Source organism: Acrocarpospora pleiomorpha (assembly GCF_009687885.1).
GTDB lineage: Bacteria > Actinomycetota > Actinomycetes > Streptosporangiales > Streptosporangiaceae > Acrocarpospora > Acrocarpospora pleiomorpha.
The window spans coordinates 39062-61770 of the sequence record NZ_BLAF01000015.1; the positions used below are offsets into that span (position 1 = coordinate 39062).

General features: G+C 68.0%; 19 protein-coding genes. 5 read left to right on the plus strand and 14 right to left on the minus strand.

Features of this window, described 5'->3' with window-relative positions; genetic code table 11:
- Positions 1–8 precede the first annotated feature (8 nt).
- Positions 9–1376, plus strand: coding sequence for an NsdA family TPR-like regulatory protein (locus Aple_RS15080; RefSeq protein ID WP_155345213.1), 1368 nt, complete (start codon positions 9–11; stop codon positions 1374–1376).
- A 6-nt stretch (positions 1377–1382) separates the two neighbouring features.
- On the opposite strand, the gene Aple_RS15085 is transcribed toward Aple_RS15080, so the two are convergent.
- From Aple_RS15085 to Aple_RS15110, 6 genes are all read right to left on the minus strand, one after another.
- Positions 1383–2474 (minus strand): trypsin-like serine peptidase, encoded by a 1092-nt coding sequence (locus Aple_RS15085; protein ID WP_155345214.1) that lies wholly within the window; start codon positions 2472–2474, stop codon positions 1383–1385.
- A gap of 163 nt (positions 2475–2637) precedes the next feature.
- Entirely contained in the window at positions 2638–3852 is a 1215-nt protein-coding gene (locus Aple_RS15090) for a trypsin-like serine peptidase (protein WP_155345215.1), read from the minus strand.
- Positions 3853–4252: 400 nt separating this feature from the next.
- The gene (locus tag Aple_RS15095) at positions 4253–5491 is read right to left on the minus strand and encodes a trypsin-like serine peptidase (RefSeq protein WP_155345216.1); all 1239 of its coding nucleotides are present in this window, start codon (positions 5489–5491) and stop codon (positions 4253–4255) included.
- 590 nt (positions 5492–6081) lie between these two features.
- Positions 6082–7350: a trypsin-like serine peptidase gene (locus Aple_RS15100; RefSeq protein WP_155345217.1), complete on the minus strand. Its 1269-nt coding sequence runs from the start codon at positions 7348–7350 to the stop codon at positions 6082–6084.
- Positions 7351–7816: 466 nt separating this feature from the next.
- Complete coding sequence (locus Aple_RS15105) at positions 7817–9004, minus strand: trypsin-like serine peptidase (protein ID WP_155345218.1); 1188 nt, start codon at positions 9002–9004, stop codon at positions 7817–7819.
- Positions 9005–9083: 79 nt separating this feature from the next.
- Positions 9084–10151, minus strand: coding sequence for a trypsin-like serine peptidase (locus tag Aple_RS15110; RefSeq protein ID WP_155345219.1), 1068 nt, complete (start codon positions 10149–10151; stop codon positions 9084–9086).
- 190 nt (positions 10152–10341) lie between these two features.
- Between Aple_RS15110 and Aple_RS15115 the strand changes: the two genes are divergently transcribed.
- The gene (locus tag Aple_RS15115) at positions 10342–10767 is read left to right on the plus strand and encodes an SSI family serine proteinase inhibitor (RefSeq protein ID WP_155345220.1); all 426 of its coding nucleotides are present in this window, start codon (positions 10342–10344) and stop codon (positions 10765–10767) included.
- 53 nt (positions 10768–10820) lie between these two features.
- On the opposite strand, the gene Aple_RS15120 is transcribed toward Aple_RS15115, so the two are convergent.
- A complete protein-coding gene (locus Aple_RS15120) occupies positions 10821–11918 on the minus strand; it encodes a trypsin-like serine peptidase (RefSeq protein ID WP_155345221.1) in 1098 nt (365 codons plus the stop codon).
- A gap of 387 nt (positions 11919–12305) precedes the next feature.
- Here Aple_RS15120 and Aple_RS15125 point away from each other — a divergent pair, with 387 nt between their 5' ends.
- Positions 12306–13157: a hypothetical protein gene (locus Aple_RS15125; RefSeq protein WP_155345222.1), complete on the plus strand. Its 852-nt coding sequence runs from the start codon at positions 12306–12308 to the stop codon at positions 13155–13157.
- 9 nt (positions 13158–13166) lie between these two features.
- Complete coding sequence (locus Aple_RS15130; protein WP_155345223.1) at positions 13167–14129, plus strand: zinc-binding dehydrogenase; 963 nt, start codon at positions 13167–13169, stop codon at positions 14127–14129.
- On the opposite strand, the gene Aple_RS15135 is transcribed toward Aple_RS15130, so the two are convergent.
- The 7 genes from Aple_RS15135 to Aple_RS15165 form a co-directional block, all read right to left on the minus strand.
- A complete protein-coding gene (locus tag Aple_RS15135; RefSeq protein WP_155345224.1) occupies positions 14126–14929 on the minus strand; it encodes a PadR family transcriptional regulator in 804 nt (267 codons plus the stop codon). The two genes, Aple_RS15130 and Aple_RS15135, sit on opposite strands and share 4 nt — an antisense overlap.
- The gene (locus tag Aple_RS15140; protein WP_155345225.1) at positions 14926–15726 is read right to left on the minus strand and encodes a DUF4097 family beta strand repeat-containing protein; all 801 of its coding nucleotides are present in this window, start codon (positions 15724–15726) and stop codon (positions 14926–14928) included. The genes Aple_RS15135 and Aple_RS15140 overlap by 4 nt, the downstream gene beginning before the upstream one ends.
- 109 nt (positions 15727–15835) lie before the next feature.
- On the minus strand, positions 15836–17458 hold the full coding sequence (locus Aple_RS15145) for an amidohydrolase (protein ID WP_155345226.1): 1623 nt from the start codon (positions 17456–17458) through the stop codon (positions 15836–15838).
- Between the two features lie 76 nt (positions 17459–17534).
- Positions 17535–19013 carry an aldehyde dehydrogenase family protein gene (locus Aple_RS15150; protein ID WP_155345227.1) on the minus strand — a complete coding sequence of 493 codons (1479 nt, stop codon included), beginning with the start codon at positions 19011–19013 and terminating at the stop codon, positions 17535–17537.
- Positions 19010–19396 carry a cupin domain-containing protein gene (locus tag Aple_RS15155; RefSeq protein WP_155345228.1) on the minus strand — a complete coding sequence of 129 codons (387 nt, stop codon included), beginning with the start codon at positions 19394–19396 and terminating at the stop codon, positions 19010–19012. Before Aple_RS15155 ends, Aple_RS15150 begins: the two co-directional genes overlap by 4 nt.
- Positions 19397–19423: 27 nt before the next feature.
- A complete protein-coding gene (locus Aple_RS15160) occupies positions 19424–21025 on the minus strand; it encodes a phytoene desaturase family protein (RefSeq protein WP_155345229.1) in 1602 nt (533 codons plus the stop codon).
- A 32-nt stretch (positions 21026–21057) separates the two neighbouring features.
- Positions 21058–21444 (minus strand): nuclear transport factor 2 family protein, encoded by a 387-nt coding sequence (locus tag Aple_RS15165; RefSeq protein WP_170321481.1) that lies wholly within the window; start codon positions 21442–21444, stop codon positions 21058–21060.
- A 105-nt stretch (positions 21445–21549) separates the two neighbouring features.
- Between Aple_RS15165 and Aple_RS15170 the strand changes: the two genes are divergently transcribed.
- Positions 21550–22662 (plus strand): PLP-dependent cysteine synthase family protein, encoded by a 1113-nt coding sequence (locus Aple_RS15170; protein WP_155345231.1) that lies wholly within the window; start codon positions 21550–21552, stop codon positions 22660–22662.
- The last annotated feature ends 47 nt before the right edge of the window (positions 22663–22709 follow it).

Below are 22709 nucleotides of genomic sequence, written 5' to 3' on the forward strand. Positions count from 1 at the left end.
GGAGAGCGATGCGACGCGAGCCCAATCCGTTACTGCACCGGCACATCGCCGAAGCGGGCCTGTCCCACAAAGGGCTGGCCCGCCGGTTGAACGACCTCGGGCAGGCCCGTGGCCTGCTCGGGCTCCGGTATGACCACAGTTCGGTGCTGCGCTGGATCAGCGGCCAGCGGCCGCGCGACCCGGTGCCCGGGCTCCTTGCCGAGATCTTCTCGCTGCGCCTGGCCCGCCCGGTCTCCGCTGAGGACATCGGCATGCCCCGCACGGCGATCCCCCTCGACCTCGGACAGGAATTCTCCCACTCGTGGCAGGAGGGTGTGCGGATCGTGACTGCACTCTGGCGGGCCGACGTGGAAAGACGCCGGTTCCTGATCGACTCCACGTTCGCGATCGGCGCGGGTTCCGCGGGGATCGTGCGCTGGCTGACCTTCCCGGACGGCGAGCGGCCCGCCGCGAGCGGCGCCCGCCGGGTGGGCACCTCCGACGTCGCGGCGATCCGGGAGGTCACCCGCTCGTTCGGCGAACTGGACAACCGTTTCGGCGGCGGCCGGGTCCGCGCCGCTGTCGTGAAATATCTGGACACGGGGGTCGCGCCGCTGCTGTCCGGCTCGTACGGCGAAGCCACCGGCAAAGCCCTGGCCGGAGCCGCCGCCGAACTCACCCGCCTGGCCGGCTGGATGGCCTACGACCTGGAGCAGCACGGCCTGGCCCAGCGTTACCTGATCCAGGCGCTCCGGTTAGCCCGCCGGGCCGGGGACCACGGCCTGGGCGGCGAGATCCTGGCCGGCATGAGCCACCAGGCCCTCTACGTCGGCCAGCCCCGGCACGGCCTCGACCTGGCCAGGGCCGCCCTGGTGGCCGCCCGCGACTCCGGCGTGCCCTCGCTGCTGGCCGAGGCGCACGCCCTGGAGGCCCACGCGCACGCGCTGCTGTCCGAACCCGCCGCGTGCGCGACCGCCCTGCACGCGGCCGAGCTGGCCTTCGACCGGCGGGTCGGCGGGAGCGAGCCGGAGTGGATCGGCTACTTCGACGAGGCCTATCTGGCGGCCAAGTTCGCCCAGTGTTTCCGCGATCTCGGCGAGGGCCCGGACGCGGTCCGGCACGCGACCCGATCGCTGGAGATGGACGGGCGCTACGTGCGCGGCCGGATGTTCAACCTGACCCTGCTGGCCTCGGCGCACGTGCTGGAGGGCGAGGTGGAGCAGGCCTGCGTGGTGGCCGCGGAGGCGGTGGAACTGGGGGAGGGGCTGGAATCCGCCCGGACCCGGTCCTCGTTCGCGGACCTGTGCCGGCGGCTGGAGCCGTACGAGCGGGAGCCGGCGGTGGCGGCGGTGCTGGATCGGGGCCCGGCCTGGACCGGGCCCCGAGAGGTTACTTGACCGGGGTTATTTGACCTCGGTGAGGCCGAGCGTGCCGTCCTTCTTGACGATCGAGCCCGACCACAGCGGGGCCGCGGCCTTGTAGACGCTGTAGGTCTCGCCGTCGAAGTAAGGCGAGGTGATCAGGTCGCTGCGCAGGTTGCCGTCGGTGTCGCCGCCGAGGCTGGTGACGCCGTTGAGGTAGCCGAGGCGGCGGTTGGAGCTGTAGCCGATGATCCACGGGCCACCGGAGGCGCCGCCGGTCATCGAGCACCGCAGCGCCACGTGCTCCTCCACCTTCACGCTCGACTCCACCCGCGGGTAGGTGGGCTTGCCGTAGCAGAACTTGAGCGTGTGACCGGTGTAGGCGTAGTCGCCGTCCCCGTGCGCGGCGGTCGGGTAGCCGAACACGTAGGTGGCCTGGCCGACCTTCTGGTTGTAGGCCAGGCCCTGACCGCCCACCTTGGCGCCCAGCGGCCCGACGTCGATCCAGCGGCCGCTGGACCTGGCGATGCCGTTGTAGACGGTGACGAAGGCGTAGTCGCGGTCGGCGTCCTCGTAGACGTCCCAGTCGTAGTGGGTGAACGCCTGCTTGCCGATGTAGACACCCCAGGGTGCCTTGCCCTGGTAGTAGCCGGGCACGAAGACCCACTTGTCGGCCACGCTCTGGTTGCCCACCGGGTCGTAGACGCAGTGCCCGGCCGTGGCGACCAGGTTCTTGTACGTCGACTGCACCGAGGACGCCGAGCAGGAGTAGAGATCCTCGCCGAGCACGAAGAACACCCGGCCCGCCGTCTTGGGCAGGTTGACGTTCTTGGTCCTGGCCGCGGCGGCCGGGATGTCGGCGGTGGCCGGCACGATGCCCGGCTTGCCGTCGGCGGCGGGCCCGCCGGTGGAGACGTGCTTGGGCACGCGCTTGTGCTCAAGGCCGAAGGGGTCGGCGGCCTTGAAGTTGGCGCCGCCGTCGGCGGTCCAGAACTCCAGGGTCGTCGCGGCGTTGGCGGCCGTGTTCAACTTCGCGGAGGTGGTGACCTTCGGCGCCGCCGTCGCGATGCCCGCGAACGAGGCGGCCAGCAGGCCACCGGCGGCCAGGCAGCCGCCTAAGGGAAGAAGCTTCAAGAGGGGTTCGCTCCTCGCGCTGTACGTGGGACGCCACATGGGCCCCATGCGTCAGTAAAGGGATGTAAAGGAACTTACCTCACAAGTGATCGTGACATAAGCAGAGATCGTCTGAAACGCGAAAAGGGCCCGGCCAAACCGGCCGGGCCCCTTCCCCAGGCGTTTAGGCGATCGAGCCCGACCACATGTTCTTGGCCGCGCTGTAGACGCCGTAGGCCTCACCGTCGAAGTACGGCGAGACCGAGGTGTCGATCCGCAGGTTGTTGTCGGTGTCCGAGACGGCGCTGGTGACGCCGTTCAGGTAGCCGAGCCGGCGGGTGTTCTTGTACTGCAGCAGCCAGGCCGAACCCAGCGAGCCCTGACCGGTGAAGCTGGACTTGACGCCCTGGAGCTCCTCGGCCTTGCGGGCGGCGGCCGTGGCGGCGAAGGTCTTGCCGTACGACCACTTCAGGGTCTTGCCGGAGTAGGCGTAGTTGCCGTCCGGGTGCGACCCGCTCGGGTAGCCGAACACGAAGACGTTCTTGCCCAGCTTCTGGTTGTAGGCCAGACCCTGCCCACCCACGTTGTCGCCGAGGCGACCGGCGTCGGTGAACTTGCGGAAGTAGTACTTGCCGCCTTCGGTCTTCTTGAAGCCCTTCCAGATGTCCGCCTTGTTGTAGACCTCCGCGGTGACTTCCTTCCAGTCGGTCGGAGTCACGGACGGCACGTACGGCGTGCCGGTCTCGCCCGGCCGCGGGACGTACTTGAGGCCGTTGTACACGGTGACGAACGCGTAGTCGCGGTCGCCGTCCTCGTAGACGTCGAAGTCGTAGTGGGTGAACGCCTGCTTGCCCACGTACAGACCCCACGGGAGCTTGCCCTGGTAGTAACCGGGGACGAAGACCCACTGGTCGAGCGTGGCGCTGTTGGTCTCCGTGTCGTAGACACAGCGGCCCGCGGTCGCGACGAGGTTGCGGTAAGTCGACTGCACGGAGGTGGCGGTGCACCAGCGCGCGTCCGGCTTGGAGTCCGCGTCGGAACCGTCGGGAACGGTGAAGAACACCTTGCCCGTGGTCTTGGGCAGGTTGACGTTCTTCGAGGTGGAGGTGGACTTCTTCTCGTCGCCAATGGCCGGGACGACGCCTGGTTTGCTGTCCGCCGCCGGGCCGCCCGAAGAAACGTGCTTGGCCGCGACTTTGGTCTCCACGTTGTACGGCGTGGCGCCGATGAGGTTTTCCGCCTGGTTGCCGAGCCAGAAGGCGGCAACGTTGTAGGCCGCGATACCGGAGGTCGCCAGCGGGTCGCTGGCGACGTCGGACACGGCCGAGGCGGGCTGGCTGACGAGCGCGGTGGCCAGAAGGCCGGCCGCGACGCCACCCAGAACGAGGGTGCGCTTCAAAGGGGTGCTCCTTGGTCTGTCGTGGGACGGCTCATGCGTCCCATACGTCAGGAAAGGGTCAACCCGGAACTTACAGCGCAGATCTTGAGAAGAGGAACCCGTTCGGACAGGACCGTAGGCCACCTCAGGTGCGTTATCTTTTCGTGACTTGTCAGGATTTGCTGTCAAGTCGTGATGCTTCGGCGATGTTTGGCCAGATGGTTGACTGGATGATGACTCTGGCGTCCGAGATAATCTTGTGATGAGAGTGACCTGGGCGATCATATGTGTGTGATGTAAATCACATCGTGCAGATGGCACCGATCTAGCGGCGATTACGTCTAAGGGACCTTCTCAAGGGGCTCCACAACAGAAAAGGCCCGGCCGATAGGCCGGGCCCTTCCTTACCGCTTGGCGATCGCTACGCGATCGAGCCCGACCACAGGTTCTTGGCCGCGCTGTAGACGCCGAAGAGCTCACCGTCGAAGTACGGGGAGACCGAGGTGTCGTAGCGGTTGTTGCTGTCGGTGTCGGAGACGCCGATGGTCACACCGTTCAGGTAGCCGAGACGGCGGGTGTTCTTGTACCCGACCAGCCACGACGACCCGAGCGCGCCCTCACCGGTGAAGGACGACTTGACACCGATGAGCTCCTCGGCCTTGATGGCAGAGGCGCTAGCGGCGAACGTCTTGCCGTAGCTCCACTTGAGGGTCTTGCCGGAGTAGGCGTAGTTGCCGTCCGGGTGCGACCCGCTCGGGTAGCCGAACACGAAGACCGGCTTGCCGACCTTCTGGTTGTAGGCCAGACCCTGTCCACCGACGTTGTCACCGAGGCGACCAGCGTCGACGAACTTCCAGACGTAGTACTTCGCCGACGCGCCTTCACCCTCCTGCTTCTTCAGGTAAGGCGCGTACTTCTCCCAGGTCGCCTTGTCGATCTCGACGAAGCCACCGATGTCGGTCAGCTTCTTCACGTCGGCGAGGCCGCCGTGCGGAAGCTTGACGCCGTTGTACACGGTGACGAACGCGTAGTCGCGGTCGCCGTCCTCGTACACGTCGAAGTCGTAGTGGGTGAAGGCCTGCTTACCCACGTACACGCCCCACGGGGTCTTGCCCTGGTAGTAACCCGGGACGAAGATCCAGTAGTTCAGCGTGGACTTGTTGTTCACCGTGTCGTAGACACAGCTACCAGCGGTGGCGACCAGGTTCTTGTACGTCGACTGGATGGACGTGGCGGTGCACCAGTGCGGGTTGTCCGCGACAACCTTCTTGTAGTTCGTCCCGGGAACGGGGACCAGCTTGAACCCGTCGGCGAAGAAGACCTTGCCGGAGGTCTTGGGCAGGTTCACGTTCTTGGACTTGGCGGTCGACTTCTTCTCGTCGCCGATCGCCGGAACCACACCGGGCTTGCTGTCCGCAGCGGGACCACCGGTCGAAATGTGCTTGGCGACAACCTTCGTCTCCACGTCATAAGGCGTGGCGGCGATCAGGTTGGCCGCGCCTTCGGCCAGCCACAGGGCGGCGATGTTCTTGCCCGCGATGCCGCTGGCGGCAAGCGGGGTGCCGACCACGTCGCCGGCAGCACCGGCGGGAGCGGCCAGGCCAGCGGCCAGGAGGCCGGCGGTGGCGACAACGCCACCAAAGGCGAGAGTGCGCTTCATGGGGGAACTCCTTGGTCTGTCGTGGAACGCCTCATGCGTCCCATGCGTCAGGAAAGGGATAGCCCGGAACTTACAGCGCAGATCTTGATAGGAGGAAGTCGTTCCGACATCTCCGTGCGACCACTCGTAGGCGCGTTATCTTTTCGTGACATGTCAGATTTCTTGTCAAGCCGGGCCAGGAAGTGACATTTGTCCAGCTGGTTGACTCGGCGATGACCATGGAGTCCAGGATGATCCTGGGGCGAAGGGGGCTCGCGAGGCAACTGGTGTGTGACGTAAATCACATCGAACTGATGGCACTGGGATGCGGTTGCGCGCGTCTAACCGCGCGCACGCCAGGAACGAACAAGGGGCCCGGCCGAGCGGCCGATGCTGCCGCTCCACTTGTTGGCGACAGCCTTGTAGACGCCGTAGAGCTCGCCGTCGAAGTATGGGGAGACCGAGACGTCGATCCGGTTGTTGCCGTCGGTGTCCGACAGCTTGGATGCCCCACGGGAACATTTCCGGAAACGACAAAGGGCTCGGCCAGGAGGCCGAGCCCTTCATGGTGTCAGTCAGGGTTCGAGAACCCCGGCTTCGCCTTGGCTTGCTTAGGACGGAACCGCGATCGAGCCGGACCACAGGTTCTTGGCCGCGCTGTAGACGCCGTAGAGCTCACCGTCGAAGTACGGGGAGACCGAGGTGTCGTAGCGGTTGTTGCTGTCGGTGTCGGAGACGCCGATGGTCACACCGTTCAGGTAGCCGAGGCGGCGGGTGTTCTTGTACCCGACCAGCCAGGACGAGCCCAGCGCGCCTTCACCGGTGAAGCTGGACTTGACCCCGATCAGCTCCTCGGCCTTGATGGCCGAAGCGCTGGCGGCGAAGGTCTTGCCGTAGCTCCACTTGAGGGTCTTGCCGGTGTAGGCGTAGTTGCCGTCCGGGTGCGAACCGCTCGGGTAGCCGAACACGAAGACCGGCTTGCCGACCTTCTGGTTGTAGGCCAGACCCTGTCCACCGACGTTGTCACCGAGGCGACCGGCGTCGACGAACGCCCAGACGTAGTACTTGAAGGTGGCGCCGACCCCGTACTTGAAGCACAGGAATTCCTTGTCACGCCATTCCCTCGGGAAGTTGTCGTAGACCTCCTTCGACACTTCCTTGTACCCGTTCACGGGGCCGGAGCCCAGCACGCCGCCGCCGTTGGGCAGACCCTTGACGCCGTTGTAGACGGTGACGAACGCGTAGTCGCGGTCGCCGTCCTCGTAGACGTCGAAGTCGTAGTGCGTGAAGGCCTGCTTGCCCACGTAGATGCCCCACGGGGTCTTGCCCTGGTAGTAACCCGGGACGAACACCCAGTTGTCGAGCGTGGCCTTGTTGTTCACCGTGTCGTAGACGCAGCTACCAGCGGTGGCAACCAGGTTCTTGTACGCCGACTGGATCGACGTGGCGGTGCACCAGTGCGGGTTCTTGGCCTTCTTGTACCACCAGTTACGGCCGTACTTGTTGACGCTGGCCCACTCCCAGCCGTCGCTGAAGAACACCTTGCCCGTGGTCTTGGGAAGGTTGATGTTCTTCGACTTGCTGGTGGTCTTCTTCTCGTCGCCGATCGCCGGGACGACGCCGGGCTTGCTGTCCGCAGCCGGGCCGCCGGTGGAGATGTGCTTGGCGACAACCTTCGTCTCCACGTCGTAAGGCGTGGCGGCGACCAGGTTGGCAGCCTGCTCGGCGAGCCAGAAGTTGGTGATCTCGTAGGCAGCGAGACCGGTGTTGGCCAGCGGGGTGCCGACCACGTCACCGGCGGCCTGAGCCGGGGCGGCGAGGCCCGCGGCCAGGAGGCCAGCGGTGGCAACAATGCCACCAAAGGCGATGGTGCGCTTCATGGGAACTCCTTGGTCTGTCGTGGAACGCCTCTTGCGTCCCATGCGTCAGGAAAGGGATAGCCCGGACCTTACAGCGCGGATCTTTGGAACGTTAAGACGAAAGAAGAAGTTGATCGGTTACAGCGAGTGGCCGATGTGATTCCGTTATTTACATGACTCGCAGTCAACCTGTTGATCCGAATGTTGCGGATGATGTTCGAGCAGCTGAATGGCCTTGTGAGGTTTTCCGGGAGGCGGAGACGGGCGGGGCGAGGGTTGCCTGGTACCACTCGTGAATGTGACATAGATCACACAAATCCGGGGGTCCTTTCTGCTGGCTCGCGCGTCCAATAAGGCCTGGTCAGCGGGCCTAGTCGCTTGACTAGGCCATTTGGTTTACCTCGTTGGCGGGGAAATTTTTCCGGACATGGCGAAGGGCCTGGCTGATGGTGTGCGCCGCAGCCAGGCCCTTCGGTCTATGGGGTGATTACGCGATAGAACCCGACCACAGGTTCGCCGCGTGCTTGTAAATGTCGTAGGTCTCGCCGTCGAAGTAAGGCGAAAGGCTGGTGTCGATCCGGTCGTTGCCGTCGGTGTCGGAGACCGCGGCCGTGACACCGTTCAGGAAGCCCTTGCGGGTGCTGTTGCTGTACTTGTACAGCCAGGCCGAACCCGAGGAGCCCTCACCGGTGAAGCTGCACTTGATGCCCAGCAGCTCCTCCGCCTTGATGGCCGCCGCCGAGGCGCCGAAGGTCTTGCCGTAGCACCACTTGAGGGTCTTGCCGGAGTAGGCGTAGTTGCCGTCCGGGTGCGAACCGCTCGGGTAGCCGAACACGTAGTCGGTGACGTTGCGCTTCTGGTTCCAGGCGATGCCCTGCCCGCCCACGTTGTCGCCGAGGCGGCCGGCGTCGACGAACTTCCAGATGTAGTACTTGCCGCCGCTCTTCTTGGTGTACTTGGTGACGATCCAGGGGTAGGTGCCATAGCTGCGGTACTTGTCGTACTCCGCCTTGGTGACCTGCTTCCAGTCGCCCTCGAGCGGGCCGCCGCTGTGCGGGGCCTTCAGGCCGTTGTAGACGGTGACGAAGGCGTAGTCCCGGTCGAAGTCCTCGTACACGTCGAAGTCGTAGTGGGTGAAGGCCTGCTTGCCCACGTAGATGCCCCACGGGGTCTTGCCCTGGTAGTAGCCGGGCACGAACACCCAGTACTTCATCGTGGCCGCGTTGGACTCGATGTCGTAGACGCAGTGGCCCGCGGTGGCGACCAGGTTGCGGTACTTGGACTGCAGCGAGGTGGCCGTGCACCAGTGCGGATTTTTGTCGTCGTCAAGGAAGAAGACCTTGCCGGTGGTCTTGGGCAGGTTGACGTTCTTGGACTTGGTCGATCCGGCGCCGCCGATGGGCTCGACCTTGCCGGCCTTGCCGTCGGCGGCGGGGCCGCCCTTGGACAGGTGCTTGGCGACGACCTTCGTCTCCACGTCGTACGGCGTGGCCGCGATCAGGTTGGCCTTGTTCTGGCCGTACCAGAAGGCGACGACGTTCCAGGCGGCGACGCCGCTGCCGGCCAGCGGGTCGGCGGCCACGTCGTCGGCGGCCGCGGCGGGGGAGACCAGCGCTGCGCTCAGCAGGCCGGCGGACGCGGTGAGGAGGACGAGGTTCTTCGCACGGGGGTGCATGGGACTCCTTCAAGCCAGAGGGTGTGCTGGGATGAAGGTAAAGACATGTGCTTTCAAGTGGCTTGCAGACCACTTAGCGTTAGCCCGTGGGCTGTTTGGCCGCCTCGGCGTACACGCGCTGGGTGACCGCGTTGAAGTAGGGCGTCGAGATCGCGTCCAGCTTGCCGTCGCCGTTGACGTTCCAGGTCAGGCTGGTCACGCCGTTGATGAACCCGGTCTGCCTGGCCTGGTTGTAGTTGAGCACCCAGGGCCCGCCGCTGGCCCCGGCGGTGAACCCGCAGGATCGCAGCAGCACGCCGTGGCTGAGCAGGTAGGTCGGGGCGGTCACGTACTTCCGGTCGGTCACCCCGCTGCACGGGCGTACGGTCTGCCCGCTGTACGGCCTGCTCCCGTCCGGATGCGCCCCCGCCGGGTAGCCGAACGCGTTGACCGCCAGCGAGGTGCCCTTCGTCGCGGCGAATCGGAACGCGCCAACCTTGTCCTCCAGGCGCCCCACGTCGGTGCGCTGGTAGCCGCCCGAGGTGGTCTTCCAGGTGAAGCCGCGGTTCACGGTCACGAACGCGTAGTCCCGGTCGAAGTCGCCCTTGCCCGGGTAGTCCAGGTGCAGGAAGAGCGTGTGACCGACGTAGATCCCGGCGTCGGTGCTCCCGTTCGCGTACGACGGGATGAAGATCCAGTTCTCCACCGTGCGGTTCTGGGAGAGCGAGTAGCCGCAGTGGCCTGCGGTCGCCACCAGGTTGCGGTTCTTGGAGTGCACCACCGAGCCGGAGCACCAGTACTCCTTGGACCCGAGCTTGAAGAACACCTTGCCGACCATGGGCGGCTGGTTCGGAGCCTTCTTGGCCGTCTTCTTCTTGTCGGGGGCAGCCTTCTTACCCGCAGCCGCGACCTCCGCGACGGACGGGGTGGCCTTCGCGCTGCCGGACGGTTTGCTGCTCGGCACGTAGGTGCTGGCCTGCCTGAGGCGTTCCGGTGTCCAGTAGGCGGCGATCCGCTGCATCTCGGTCGCGCTCGCGCCGAGCGAGTAGGTCACCACATCGTTCGGCAGCAGGGTCTTTTGGGGTACGTGCGCCAGCGCCGGTCCCGAGGTCACGAGCATGGCGGCCACGCTCACGCCTAGGGCGGTGAGGGGGGTTCGCCTGGACATCGGGGGCCTTTCCGCTGGTGATATCGATCGTAAGGGGTGATTTTTCCAGATCCACTGTGATCCGGCACACCTTCTTGACTTTCTCGTTATGAAACAGGTGGAACCGAACGCGCCTGGCGTGCGTCAGATTTCCCCATGGTGCGGAGTGGGTGCTTGATCACTCTGTGCGCCCGCGGAGATCGTTGCGCTCATGCGCATGCCGTCCGGGGGCCGTCTGCCCGCCCTTCTCGCCGCCACCGTCATCATGACCTGCTCGGCGGCCACGCCGCCGCCACCGGTCCAGCCCGATCTCCCGCAACCGGGGAAACACCGGGAGTTCACGCTCAGCATCGGCTATGACGCGGCCGGGGCGGCAGCCAAACGCTTCGTGCTGCTGGGGTGCTCGCCGCCGCGCGGCACTCACCCGAAGGCCGCCGCGGCGTGCGCCACGCTGGCCAAGGTCGGCGGCGACCTCTCCGCGCTGGAACCCGACCAGGACGCCATGTGCACGAAGGAATTCATGCCGGTCACCATCACCGCCAACGGCGTGTGGGACGGCAAGTTCAGCTGGTTTGAGCGTACCTACGGCAATGCCTGTGAAATGCGCTCGATGATGGGCCCGGTGTTCGACTTCTAACGCACGAAGGGCCCGGCCCCCAAGGGGAGCCGGGCCTTTCGTCTATCGATGGATCACTGGGTCCACCGGTTGGCCGCGACCTTGTAGACGTCGTAGGTCTCGCTGTTGAAGTACGGCGAGGACAGACGGTCGTACCGGTCGTTTCCGTCGGTGTCCCAGGCGACGCTGTTGACACCGTTGAGGAGGCCGGTGCGGCTCTTGCTCTTGTAGTTCAGCAGCAGCGGGCCGCCGCTGGCGCCCGCGGTCATGCCGCACTTGAAGCCGATGTGCTCCTGCAGGTTGTACTTCGCGGCGGCAGGCATCGGAGCGGTCTTGCCGTAGCACCACTTCATCGTCCGCCCGGTGAAGGGACGGTCGCCGTCGGGGTGCGGGCCCGCTGGGTAGCCGAAGGAGAACACGGTGACCTTGGTGCTGCGGTTCCAGGTGAAGCCCTGGCCGCCCACGTTGTCACCGAGTCGCCCGACCGGCGTCTTGGTGAACTTCCCCTTGTCCCAGGAGACCTTGAACCCGGAGGAGACGTTGACGAACGCGTAGTCGTAGTCGTAGTCCTCCTTCACGACGAAGTCGTCGTGCGCCTGGTACCACTTGGCGGGGTAGATCCCGTACGGGGTCTTGCCCTCCCACGCCTGGTTCCCATCCCAGTACGACGGGATGAAGATCCAGTTGTCGTAGAACCGGTTGCTGTCGGGGTCGTACACGCAGTGTCCCGCGGTGGCGACGACGTTGCGGTACTTGCCCTGCAGCGACGTACCCGAGCAGTACTTCCAGCTCTTGGGGTCGAGGGGGTTCTTGCCCGGCAGGGTGAAGAACACCCGGCCGACCGTGTTGGGCAGGTTGACCTGCTTGCTCTTGGTGGTCACCTTCGCTTCGCCGCCGATGGGCGGGACCACGCCGGCCTTGCCGTCCGGCTCGGCCGCGCTGGGCTTGCCCGAACCCTTGACGGAGTTGCCCAGATCCTCGGTGCGGTCCTTGGCCGCCCGAAGCCGCTCGGGCGTCCAGAACGCGGTGGCCGCGTCCGCGGTGGTGACGGCCGCCTTGGCGGTGACGTCCTGGGGGTCGGTGGCCGACGCGGAGGTGCTGGCGCCGACGACGCCGAACGCGACCAGCGCGCCGGCGACGGGGATGGAGATGCGCCGTGCTCGGGAGATCAATGTGACTCCTTTCTTAACGAGTCCGGCGCGCTTGGACGGGCCGCGCAGGTGCCCACCGGGGCTGCCTACTGTCGCGGCGATCCACTTCACGCTTTTCTCGTTAAACGGTTGGGACGAATTGAGGGCACGTCCCAATTCAGAGGAAACGCATAGAACGTTAATGACCGCTCGCCGCGTGCGGCGCAGCTATAACGAGAAGGCTCGGCGTGGTGGCCCTTCCGTTATCCATAACCGCCGGTTATGAATTGTCTGGGCAGGTCATCGGGCATGTGGAGAAACGGTTGACAAGTTATTCTCGGCCGGTCTCCATCGATTTCCATCTCGCCTGTAACAGGCGTCTCAAAAGTGTTGGTTGCCAGCCGGACGCCTGGGGCCGATGATTTCGGTGTGGACGTGATCGAGCAGCGGCCGTCCCGGCGGCGCTGGATCGCGGGAGTGGTGATCGCGCTGGCGGTGGCTGTCCCTATTGGCGGCGTGCTGTTCAGCCGGAACACCCGCGCGCCCGAGCCGGAGCCGGAGCCGACCCCGCTTCCGGAGGTGTCCGCGTTGCCCCCCGCCGCGAACATGGTGCATCCCGCGGAGACCGGGGACGAGGTCCGGACGATCAAGGTCGTCTTCCCCGACGGCAGCCGGGCGCGGGTCAGCTATCCGGCGGATCTGCGCCTGGCCGAGCTGGGGCTCCGGCCGTACGCGACGGTGCTGATGGGCACGGCCTTCCGCGAGCTGATCGCGCCCTACCAGGGCGCCGCCGAGGTGGCCGCGGGCGGGCCCATGATCAGGAGGCTGACCCCGCAGGTGACGCTCTGGCCCCGCCAGGTGGGCGGCGGCGGCCAGATCCTGCTGTACGGCTTCGACGACTGGCAGATCACGCTACGGGACCAGCCGATGCCGCTCACCTTCGAGGACCGGATCACGCTGGCCGAGAGCGTGCACGGCGAGGTGACCCCGGAGGGTTTCCTCACCTTCCGTACCGATCCGCCGGTCGAACTGATGAAGCCGGGGCGAATCCTGGCCGGGCAGCCGGTAGGCCCGCAGCTGTGGATCGGCGGCGGGATCGGGCCGCTGGTGGCCCTCACGCCGCTGCCGGACTGCGGCCCCGACTCCCGGGTCCCGCCCGCCGTCACCCGCCGGTCCGGGGCCTTCGGCACGACCTGCGGGAACGGCTACCAGGTGTCGGCGTCGGGGCGGCGCGACTTCGTGGAGCGGGCCCTGGCGACCATCAAGATCCGGGCAGAGTAATGTTCTGGCATGTTCGCTGTCACCGCGTCGCAGACCGATCCCGACGACCCGCTGAGCGGCCTGACGCTCGGCGAGCGCCCTGACCCGGCGGTCCCCGACGGCTGGACCACGGTCAGCGTCCGGGCCGCTTCGCTCAACCACCACGACCTGTGGACGCTCAAGGGCGTCGGCATCAGGCAGGACCGCCTGCCCATCGTGCTCGGCTGCGACGCCGCCGGAGTGGACGCGGACGGGCGGGAGGTCATCGTGCACGCGGTCATCGGGACGCCGGTGCACGGGGACGAGACGCTGGATCCGAAGCGGTCGCTGCTGTCGGAGGTCCACGACGGCACGTTCGCGGAGAAGGTCGCGGTGCCGCGCGGGAACCTGGTGCCGAAACCGGCCGGGCTGTCGTTCGAGGACGCCGCCTGCCTGCCGACCGCCTGGCTGACCGCCTACCGGATGTTGTTCGAGAAGGCGGAGGCGGAGCCGGGGGCCACCGTGCTGGTGCAGGGGGTGGGCGGTGGCGTGGCGACCGCGCTGATCGCCATGGGCCGGGCCGCGGGCCTGCGCATGTGGGCCACCAGCCGGTCGGCGGACAAGCGCGAGCGCGCCCTCGAGCTGGGCGCGGACCGGGTCTTCGAGAGCGGGGCCACGCTGCCGGAACGGGTGGACGCGGTCATGGAGACCGTCGGCCTGGCCACCTGGGACCACTCGCTCGGCGCGGTGCGGCCGGGCGGGCGGGTCGTGATCAGCGGGGCCACCAGCGGGCTGGTAGCCCCCACCAAGCTGGCCCAGGTGTTCTTCCAGCAGAAGTCGATCATCGGCTCGACGATGGGAACCCGGGAGCAGCTGGCCCGGCTCGCCGTCTTCCTGGACCAGACCGGCCTGCGCCCGGTGATCGACCGGGTGCTGCCGCTGGAGCGAGCCGGGGAGGGTTTCGCCGCGATGCACGCGGGAGACCTGTTCGGCAAAGTGGTGTTCACCGTTTAGGCGTCGAAGCGGGACTTGATCCGGTCCGCGGCCTCCTCCAGGATCGCCCGGCAGGCGGCCAGATCGGCGTCGGACAGGCGGGTCTCGGCCGCGCCGGAGCGGATGTCGGAGACGAAGTCCGCCAGCGACTGGCCGAGGGCGGCGTCGTTGGCGGTGGCCTGCTCGGCGGAGACGTCACCGCCGCGTTCCGGGCCGAACGGGAAGCCGGTCATGGACCAGGTCTCGGTCCAGATCCGCCGCCACTCGCCCTTCCAGCGGTCGGTCTCGTCCTTCCACTGCCGCTTTTGCCGCCGCCACTCCTCCTTCTGCTCCTCCCGCTGCCGTCGCCACTCGTCTTTCTGTTCCTCCCGCTGGCGCCGCCACTCGTCCTTCTGGCCGCGCCAGGCGTCCCTGGAGTCCCTGCCGTGCTCCTGGTTGATGTTCCTGGCCATCTGGGTGAGCTCCTGGCGCAGCGAGCGCACGGTCTGCCGCACGTCCTCCTTGACCTCGCGCGCGATGTCCTGCACCGAGGCGGTGATCTCGCGCTCCAGGTCGGCCAGCTCGTCCATCCGGTCGACCAGCTCGGCCCGGCCCTGGTCGGTCAGGGTGAACACCTTCTTGCCCTCGACCACCTCGTGGGTGACCAGGCCCTCCTCCTCCAGCCGCGCCAGCCGGGGATAGATCGTGCCGGGTGAGGGGGAGTAGACGCCGAGGAACCGGTCCTGGAGCAACCGGATCACCTCGTAACCGTGCCGCGGGCTCTCCTCCAGCAGCTTCAGCAGATAGAGCCGGAGCCGTCCATGCCCGAAAACAGGACTCATGCCTGGGTGTCCTTACTTAGCAGGGTGATCTCTCCCGAGACGGTGGTGGCCCGCAGCGAGGCCATGCCACCGCCCAACCGGCCCGACAACGACCGCTGGCCCGGCCCGCCGCCGTTCACGAGCCCGGGGAACTCGCTCTCCAGCGTGCCGGAGGTGGATTTGAGGGACACGTCGGTCTGAACCGTACGCGGAAGGCGGACGAAGACCGCGCCCGAGATGCTGGAGAACGTGACGTTGCCGGTCGGGGTCAGCTCCAGGTCGGCGGTGATCCGGCCGGTCACCGTCTTCGCGCGCAGCCGGTGCGGCACGCCGTCGGCCACGGTCAGCTCGCCGGAGACGCTGGTGAAAGTGAGATCCCCGGCCAGCGCCCGGCTCTCCACCGCGCCGGCCACGGTGTCGGCGGCGATATCGCCGCTCACCCCGTCCAGCACGATATTTCCTGACACGCTCTTCACTCGGGTGCGGCCTTCGAACCCGGCCACCACCGCGCCCGCCGTGATCACCCCGGCCTGCACCGGGCACTCCTTCGGCACGGTCAGCGTCAGCACGCAGCGCCGGTCCCCGGACCGCAGCCAGCCGAGCACCCCGTCCCAGGTGAGGTCGCCGTAGCTGACGGTCAGCCGGCCCTCCTCGTCGTGCTCCACCACCAGCGGCGCGCCGCTGATCTCGCTGACCTCCAGGGTGGGCGGTCCTTCGCTGGCGAGCACCGCCAGATGACCCCCGACGATCCGCACCGACAGCCCGGTGACCGGGCCGAACGTCAGCTGCTCGGGTTTCTCTATGGTCCAACGGGACATGACGCAGCGCCTTTCACGCGAACATCTCTACAAACACGATATGTCGCGTCAGGCGAAAGTCAAGATGTATCGCGTCACTGGGAAGCCGCGGCAGGCCTCCCGCGCTCGCTCAGCCCCTGTCGAAGACCAGCGTTCCGCCGATCCAAGTCTGCCGGACGGTCAGGGCGGCCAGATCCGTCGGCTCGGTTTCCAGCGGGTCCGCGGCCAGGACGACGAAGTCGGCGAACTTGCCCACCTCGAGCGAGCCGACCCGGTCCTCCCAGCCGATCGAGAACGCCGACCACTCGGTGTACATCCGCAGCGCCTCCTCGACCGTGACCGCCTCCTGGGCATCCAGCACGTCGCCGTCGTTGGTACGCCGGGTGACCGCGGCCTGCATCGCGGGGAACGGGTCGTGCTGGTCCTCGGTGATGCCGATCGCGTCGGAGTTGCCCGGAATCGGCAAGCCGTGGTCAATCAGCCTACGGAACGGCATCACGGTCCCGATCCGGTCGCTGCCCAGGTGCGCGACGTATCCGGCCGCGGTGGTCAGGATGAAGGCCGGCTGCGGAACGGGGACGACTCCGGAGGCTACCAGCCGCTTGATCCGCTCGTCGGTCATGAACATGTTGCCCGCGTGCTCGATGCGGTGCCGGCCGACGCCGTGCCGCCCGGCCGGCAGTGCCAGCGCGCCGTCGAGAGCCTGGTCCAGGGCACGGTCGCCGATCGCGTGGATGGCGATCTGCAGTCCCGCCTCATCGGCGGTGGCGACCAGGGCGGCGACCTCCTCGTCGGTGAACGCCAGTTCACCGCGGTAGCCGGGCTGGCCTGGGTAGTCCTCGTGGAGGGCGGACGCCCCCGCGGTGAGCCCGCCGTCGAGGAAGACCTTGAAACCGACCATCGCGAGATGGTCCGGGTCGAGGGCGTCGACACGGTCTTTGGTACGGCCGGCGCGCACGTCCTCGGCCGACACCACAGCCTCCAGCTTCGGGTACAGCGCGGCGCGCAGCACCAGGTCACCGTCGACGGCGACGGAAGCGATCGCGTCCAGCCCCGCGCGGTGCAGCGGGATGTCGCCGACCGTGGTGACGCCGACGGCGAGGTACCGGTCCTGCACTCGCTTGATCGCCGCCGCGAGATCCGGGACCGACGGCTGCGGGCCGCCGAGCGGCTCGAACATGTCGTAGGTGCGACCGGTGGCGACGCCGGTGGCCGGGTCGCGCTCGATCCGGCCGCCGGGCGCGTTCGGAGTGTCGTCGTCGACACCCAGCAGCTCCAGGCCCAGCGAGTTGAAGATGTTGATGTGGTAGCTCGCCCGGTACATCACCGGGTGGGTAGTGCTGACCCGGTCCAGGTCGTGCCGATCGGGATAGCGCCCCTCGGCCAGCTTGAGATTCTGGTAGTGCTCCCCCTGACCGAGGATCCACTCGCCGGCGGCCGTGGCGCCGGCGCGCTCCGCGAGCACGGCGACAAGCTCCTCGATGCTCGATACCCGGGACGAGCGGCAGTCGACGGCGAGCTCCCAGGCATAGGCGAGCAGCTCCAGGTGGGAGTGGCAGTCAACCAGCCCGGGGATCACCGCCGCGCCGGCCAGGTCGACGACCCGCGTCTCGCCGGCCCCCGCGAGAATCTCCTCGGTCGTCCCGATCGCCGCGATCCGGCCATTCTCGGCGCGAAACGCCTCCGCGACGGTTCCGGCCCGGTCCATCGTGCGGACCCGGCCGCCGACGAAGCACACGGTCTCTGTTGGCACTGCTCTACCTCTTTCTGGGCATGGTTGCGAAGCCGCCGTCGCGGGTGAGGCCGACGGTGGCGGGTCAGGACGTGCTTCAGCGGACGGCAGGCATCTGCACGGTCTTGGTCTCCAGGTACTCCTCGACGCCGAGCCGCCCCCGCTCCCGTCCGAGACCACTGCCGCGCATGCCACCGAACGGCAGGGCCGGCTCGCTGACCAGCGGAGTGTTGACACCGACCGAGCCCGCCTTGAGCTTGCGGGCGACCGCGGTCGCGGCGGCTTGGTCACCGCCGAACACGTAGGCCGCAAGGCCGTACTCGGTGGCGTTGGCCAACCGGACAGCCTCGTCGACGTCGGCGCACCGGATGACGCTGAGCACCGGACCGAAGAACTCCTCGCCGAGCACGGCGGGCTGGCTCTTTCCCTCGGCCGTCAGCAGCGTCGGCGCCAGGAACGCGCTCACCTCGTTCTCGGCGGTCCTGGCACCGCCCGCGACGACGGTCGCGCCGCCCGCCACGGCCTCGGCCACCTGCGCCTCGATCCGTCCCACGGCCGCGTGGTCGATCAGCGGGCCCATCGTGGTCGCCGGGTCGCGCGGGTCGCCGAGGACGATCTGGCCGACCGCCGCGGTGAGCTCGGCGACCAGATCGCCGGCCTTCGACTCCACGACGTACACCCGGTTGGCGGCCATGCACGCCTGCCCGGAGTTGAGGAACCGGGCCCGGATCAGGTCACGCGCGGTCTGGACGACGTCCGCGTCGGGAAGCACCACCGCGGCCGCGTTGCCGCCCAGCTCGAGCAGGACCCGCTTGATCGACGACGCGGCCTTGCGCAGGACGAGCTCGCCCACCTTGCGCGACCCGGTGAGGCTGACGCACGCGACCTCGGGGGCGTCCAGCAAGACGTCGCTGACCCGCTGCGGATCGCCGGCGACGACGACGTTCAGGACACCGGACGGGAGACCCGCCTCCTCGAAGCAGCGTGCGATGGCCAGCGCGGTGAGCGGCGTCTGCGGGGCCGGCTTCAGCACGACCGCGCAGCCGGCCGCGAGCGCGGCGCCGACCTTGCAGGCCACCATGAACGCCGGGAAGTTCCACGGCGTGATCGCCAGGACCACCCCGATCGGCTCGTGCAGCACGAGGGCGTCGCGTCCGGGCGCGACGTCGGCCCAGGCCTCACCGGGGAGCCGCAGCGTCTCGTGGCTGAACCACTCGAAGAAGCGGACCGTGTTGCGGGCCTCGCCGACCGCCTCGGCCAGCGGCTTGCCGGTCTCCGCGCTGATGAGCTCGCCGATGGCCTCGACCCGCTCGCCCAGCAGGTCGGTCGCCCGGCTGAGGATCTCGAAGCGCTGCCAGCCGGTCGCCGACGACCACCCGTCGAGGGCGGCCGCCGCCGAAGCGACCGCCGCGGCGGCCTGGCCGGCGTCCGCGTCGCCAACCGCGCAGATCGCGGCCCCGGTGGCCGGGTCGTGGACCTCGAACGTGTCCGGGGAGGTCACCCAGGTGCCGTCGATCCACGAGCCCGGACTGTCGCCCACGAGCCGTGCGACCAGATCGGCCGCGCGGCTGCTCATTTCGCGCCCTCGGCGTACTCGGCCTCGCCGACTTCTCCCGTCCACTCGACGTCACCGAAGTGGAACACCAGCTGGATCAGCTGGGCGGACGCGGTGGCGCCGTGCCAGTGCTCGATCCCGGGCTCGGTCCAGACGACGTCGCCGGGACGCATCACCACCACCTCGCCGCCGCGCTCCTGGATCCAGCCCTCGCCGGAGACGGTGTAGAGCATCTGGCCGCCCGGGTGCCGGTGCCAGTGCGTGCGCGACCCGGGCGCGAAGAACATGTTGAGGGCGCGGGTCCCGTCGCCGGTCAGGACGATGTCCGACCAGACCTGTCCGGTCGTGGTCTGCGACCGCATGGCCGACACCCGGTCCGCCGGAATGCCTCGTCCGATGATCATCGTGCTCCTCTGGTTCGTGGGGTCGCGTCAGTCGGTGGTACGGCGGAGGTCGGTCAGCACGCGGTTGCTCGCGTTGTAGCCGGTGACGCCGCTCATGAAGTTGCCCGGCCAGTTGCCGACGCCCGTCAGGTAGAGCCCCTCGACCGGGGTCCGGTAGTCGGCGCAGCCGGGGATCGGACGCGAGTCGAAGATGTGCCCGGGCACGATGTCGCCGTGGGCGCCGTTGCCCTCGACGAGGGCGAATTCGCGCTCGAGGTCCAGCGGCGAGTAGACGTGCACGCCGGCCAGGATCTCGGACAGGTTCGGGATGTGCTCCTCCAACGCTCCGACCACGGCCTTGCCCAGGTCGTCGCGCTGCTCGTCCCAGGTGCCCTCGGCCAGGTGATACGGAACTCCTCGGACGCTGATGCTCATGAAGTGGCATCCCGGTGGGGTCAGCGAGGGGTCGTGCGCCGAGTCGATCATCGCGGTGACGGTGGGTCGCTTGGTCCACCGCCCGAGCACCGCCTCGTTGTACGCGTTCTGGAGCACGTCGATGCTGGCTGCGACCCGGAAGTTGGTGCCGAGGAAGAGACGGTTCTCCTCCTCGTCCTGCGCGGCGGCGAACCGTGGGGTGCCGTCGAGCGCGAGGTGGACCTTGGCGGAGGTGCCCTTCATGCTGACAGTCTTGGCGAGGTCGTACAGCTCCGCCCCGATGTCCTCGGGTCCGACCAGCTCGGTCAGGGTCAGCTTCGGGTTCGCGTTGGAGACGACCCGGGGTGCGCGGAATTCGCGACCGTCGGTGAGGGCGACGCCGACGACCCGCTGGTCCTCGCAGAGGATGCGCTCGACCTGCGCGGCGGTGAGGATCGTGGCCCCGTGGGCGCGGGCGGACTCCGCCATCGCGCCGGTCACGGCGCCGATGCCGCCCAGCGGCGCCGCGTTTCGCATCATCAGCTCGTTGTCGTCGTGGCTGCCGACGCTGCGGAGTGACTCCTCCCACAGCGGCCGCTGGAGCAGCAGGTAGCCGCTACCCGGTGTGCGCGGGCCGACGAAGTTGGTCGCGACCGCGGTGCCGGCGAAGAACGCCTGCAGCTGCGGCGACGAGAGCCGCTCCTCGAGGATGTCCGCGACCGGACCGAACATGATCGACTCGAAGTCGCGGCGCTGGCGCGGGGTGGTGAAGCGGGCGGCCACCTCGGCGAACGACGGCGGCGGGTCGTAGAAGGAGACCTTCATCTGCCGGGCCACCGAGGCGTACAGCGCGATGACCGAGGCGTAGCCGTCGAGGTCCGCGTCCCCGTGCGCGAACTGCTCCATGACCGCCCGGCGCCTGGCCCGGTCCGGCCAGGCCGGCAGGGCCCGGCCGTCCGCGAAGAGGGTCAGGGATCCGAGCGGCGGGTGGGCGAAGCGGAGCCCGTGCTTGTCCAGCTCGAGCTCCGCGGCGATACGCGGATCGAGGCTGTGGCTCGCATTGGCCACGCTGCTCCCGCGGTAGCCCGGGAAGATCTCTTCGGTGACGCAGGTGCCACCGACGACGTCGCGCCGCTCCAGGGCGAGCACCTTCAACCCCGCCCGAGCCAGGTACCCGGTGGCCACCAGACCGCTGTGCCCGGTCCCGACGACGATCACGTCGTACGCCTGCTCCATCCGCTTCCTCTCGTTCCGTCGCCGCTCCGGGGTCAGCCCAGCGGACTGATACGTCGAGCCGAGACGCGCCAGCCCGCGTCGGTGCGGGTCACGGTGTCGCGATAGATCGCGGCGGTGACCTCCCCTCCAGCCCGCAGCGCGAGCGCCTTGCTGGTGCATGCCGCGGTGCCGTCGACGCCACCCACCACCACAACATTCGTAATGTGGTGACTGACCGCGGGCGTCGCGATCGCCTTGAAGGCCGCGATCACGTCATCGAGCCCGTCGGCCGTGAGGCGGCCCGGGTTGTCGAAGGAGACATCGGGCGCGAAGACCTCTCCGAGCCGGTCGTACTCGTGGGCGTCGAGGAGGTAGGCGACCCGGTTGAGGACTTCCTCGATCGCTCGGGCGTCGGCCGGGTTCACGGGTTGGTTGGTCACTGGACTCCCTCGAGTATTCCGTACAGTGGAAGTTGAACTTCCGCACCATAGGATGCCTTCGAATTCGAACCCGGTCAAGCGCCCCGAAGGAGACCTCGAATGACGATGCGCAAGCAGACCCGTGCCGACCGGACCTGGGTCGACGAGGCGATCCGCCGCGTCGAGGCCGATGCCACCCGCAGTTCCGACACCCACCTGCTGACCTTCGACCTGCCCGGCCGGCACGGCATCGACCTCTACCTGAAGGACGAGTCCTCGCACCCGACCGGGAGCCTCAAGCACCGGCTCGCCCGCTCGCTCTTCCTGTACGCGCTGTGCAACGGCTGGATCGGCCCGACCACGACGGTGGTCGAGGCCTCCAGCGGCTCGACCGCGGTCTCCGAGGCCTACTTCGCCCGTCTGCTGGACCTGCCGTTCATCGCCGTCGTCCCGGCCTCGACCAGCCCGGCCAAGCTCAAGCTCATCGAGTGGCACGGCGGGCGCTGCCAGGTGGTGGATCATCCGGGACAGGTGTACGACGAGGCGCGGCGTCTCGCTGCCGAACTCGGTGGCCACTACCTCGACCAGTTCACCTACGCCGAGCGGGCCACCGACTGGCGCGGCAACAACAACATCGCCGAGTCGATCTTCGAGCAGATGTCCGGCGAGGCACAACCGGTGCCGGCCTGGATCGTCGCCGGCGCCGGGACCGGCGGAACGGCGGCGACCATCGGGCGCTACCTTCGCTACCGGCGGCACCCCACCCGGCTGCTGGTGCCGGATCCCGAGCACTCGGTCTTCCTCGACGCCTGGCGCCTCGGCGATCGCGGACTGCGGTCGGCCGAAGGCTCCCGGATCGAGGGGATCGGCCGCCCGCGGGTCGAGCCGTCCTTCATTCCTGAGGTGATCGACGAGATGGTCCGCGTGCCGGACGCGGCGTCGGTCGCGACGACGCTGTGGACCTCGCGCCGCCTGGGCCGCCGGGTCGGACCCTCGACCGGGACGAGCATGTGGGCGACCCTCCAGCTCATCGCCGGACTGGAGCGCGACGGCGAGCGAGGCAGCGTGGTGAGCCTGATCAGCGACGGCGGCGAACGCTACGCCTCGACGTACTACGACGCGTCCTGGCGCGCGGACCAAGGGATCGACGTGGCGCCGTACGTCGCGGTACTGGACGAATACGAACGTTCGGGATCACTTGCCGGCGTGATCGCAGGAAAGCCTGGCTGTAGCACTTGACAGGCCGCCGCTCGGGCCACAGCATCTCTGCAATGGAAGTCGCACTT

Coding starts and splice junctions, on each gene's coding strand:
- Aple_RS15095 (WP_155345216.1), bottom strand. CDS start 5,491: ATGAAGCGCACTCTCGCCTTTGGTGGCGTTGTCGCCACCGCCGGCCTC.
- Aple_RS15080 (WP_155345213.1), top strand. CDS start 9: ATGCGACGCGAGCCCAATCCGTTACTGCACCGGCACATCGCCGAAGCG.
- Aple_RS15135 (WP_155345224.1), bottom strand. CDS start 14,929: ATGAGTCCTGTTTTCGGGCATGGACGGCTCCGGCTCTATCTGCTGAAG.
- Aple_RS15100 (WP_155345217.1), bottom strand. CDS start 7,350: ATGAAGCGCACCATCGCCTTTGGTGGCATTGTTGCCACCGCTGGCCTC.
- Aple_RS15140 (WP_155345225.1), bottom strand. CDS start 15,726: ATGTCCCGTTGGACCATAGAGAAACCCGAGCAGCTGACGTTCGGCCCG.
- Aple_RS15155 (WP_155345228.1), bottom strand. CDS start 19,396: ATGATCATCGGACGAGGCATTCCGGCGGACCGGGTGTCGGCCATGCGG.
- Aple_RS15105 (WP_155345218.1), bottom strand. CDS start 9,004: ATGCACCCCCGTGCGAAGAACCTCGTCCTCCTCACCGCGTCCGCCGGC.
- Aple_RS15160 (WP_155345229.1), bottom strand. CDS start 21,025: ATGGAGCAGGCGTACGACGTGATCGTCGTCGGGACCGGGCACAGCGGT.
- Aple_RS15130 (WP_155345223.1), top strand. CDS start 13,167: ATGTTCGCTGTCACCGCGTCGCAGACCGATCCCGACGACCCGCTGAGC.
- Aple_RS15170 (WP_155345231.1), top strand. CDS start 21,550: ATGCGCAAGCAGACCCGTGCCGACCGGACCTGGGTCGACGAGGCGATC.
- Aple_RS15150 (WP_155345227.1), bottom strand. CDS start 19,013: ATGAGCAGCCGCGCGGCCGATCTGGTCGCACGGCTCGTGGGCGACAGT.
- Aple_RS15115 (WP_155345220.1), top strand. CDS start 10,342: ATGCGCATGCCGTCCGGGGGCCGTCTGCCCGCCCTTCTCGCCGCCACC.
- Aple_RS15110 (WP_155345219.1), bottom strand. CDS start 10,151: ATGTCCAGGCGAACCCCCCTCACCGCCCTAGGCGTGAGCGTGGCCGCC.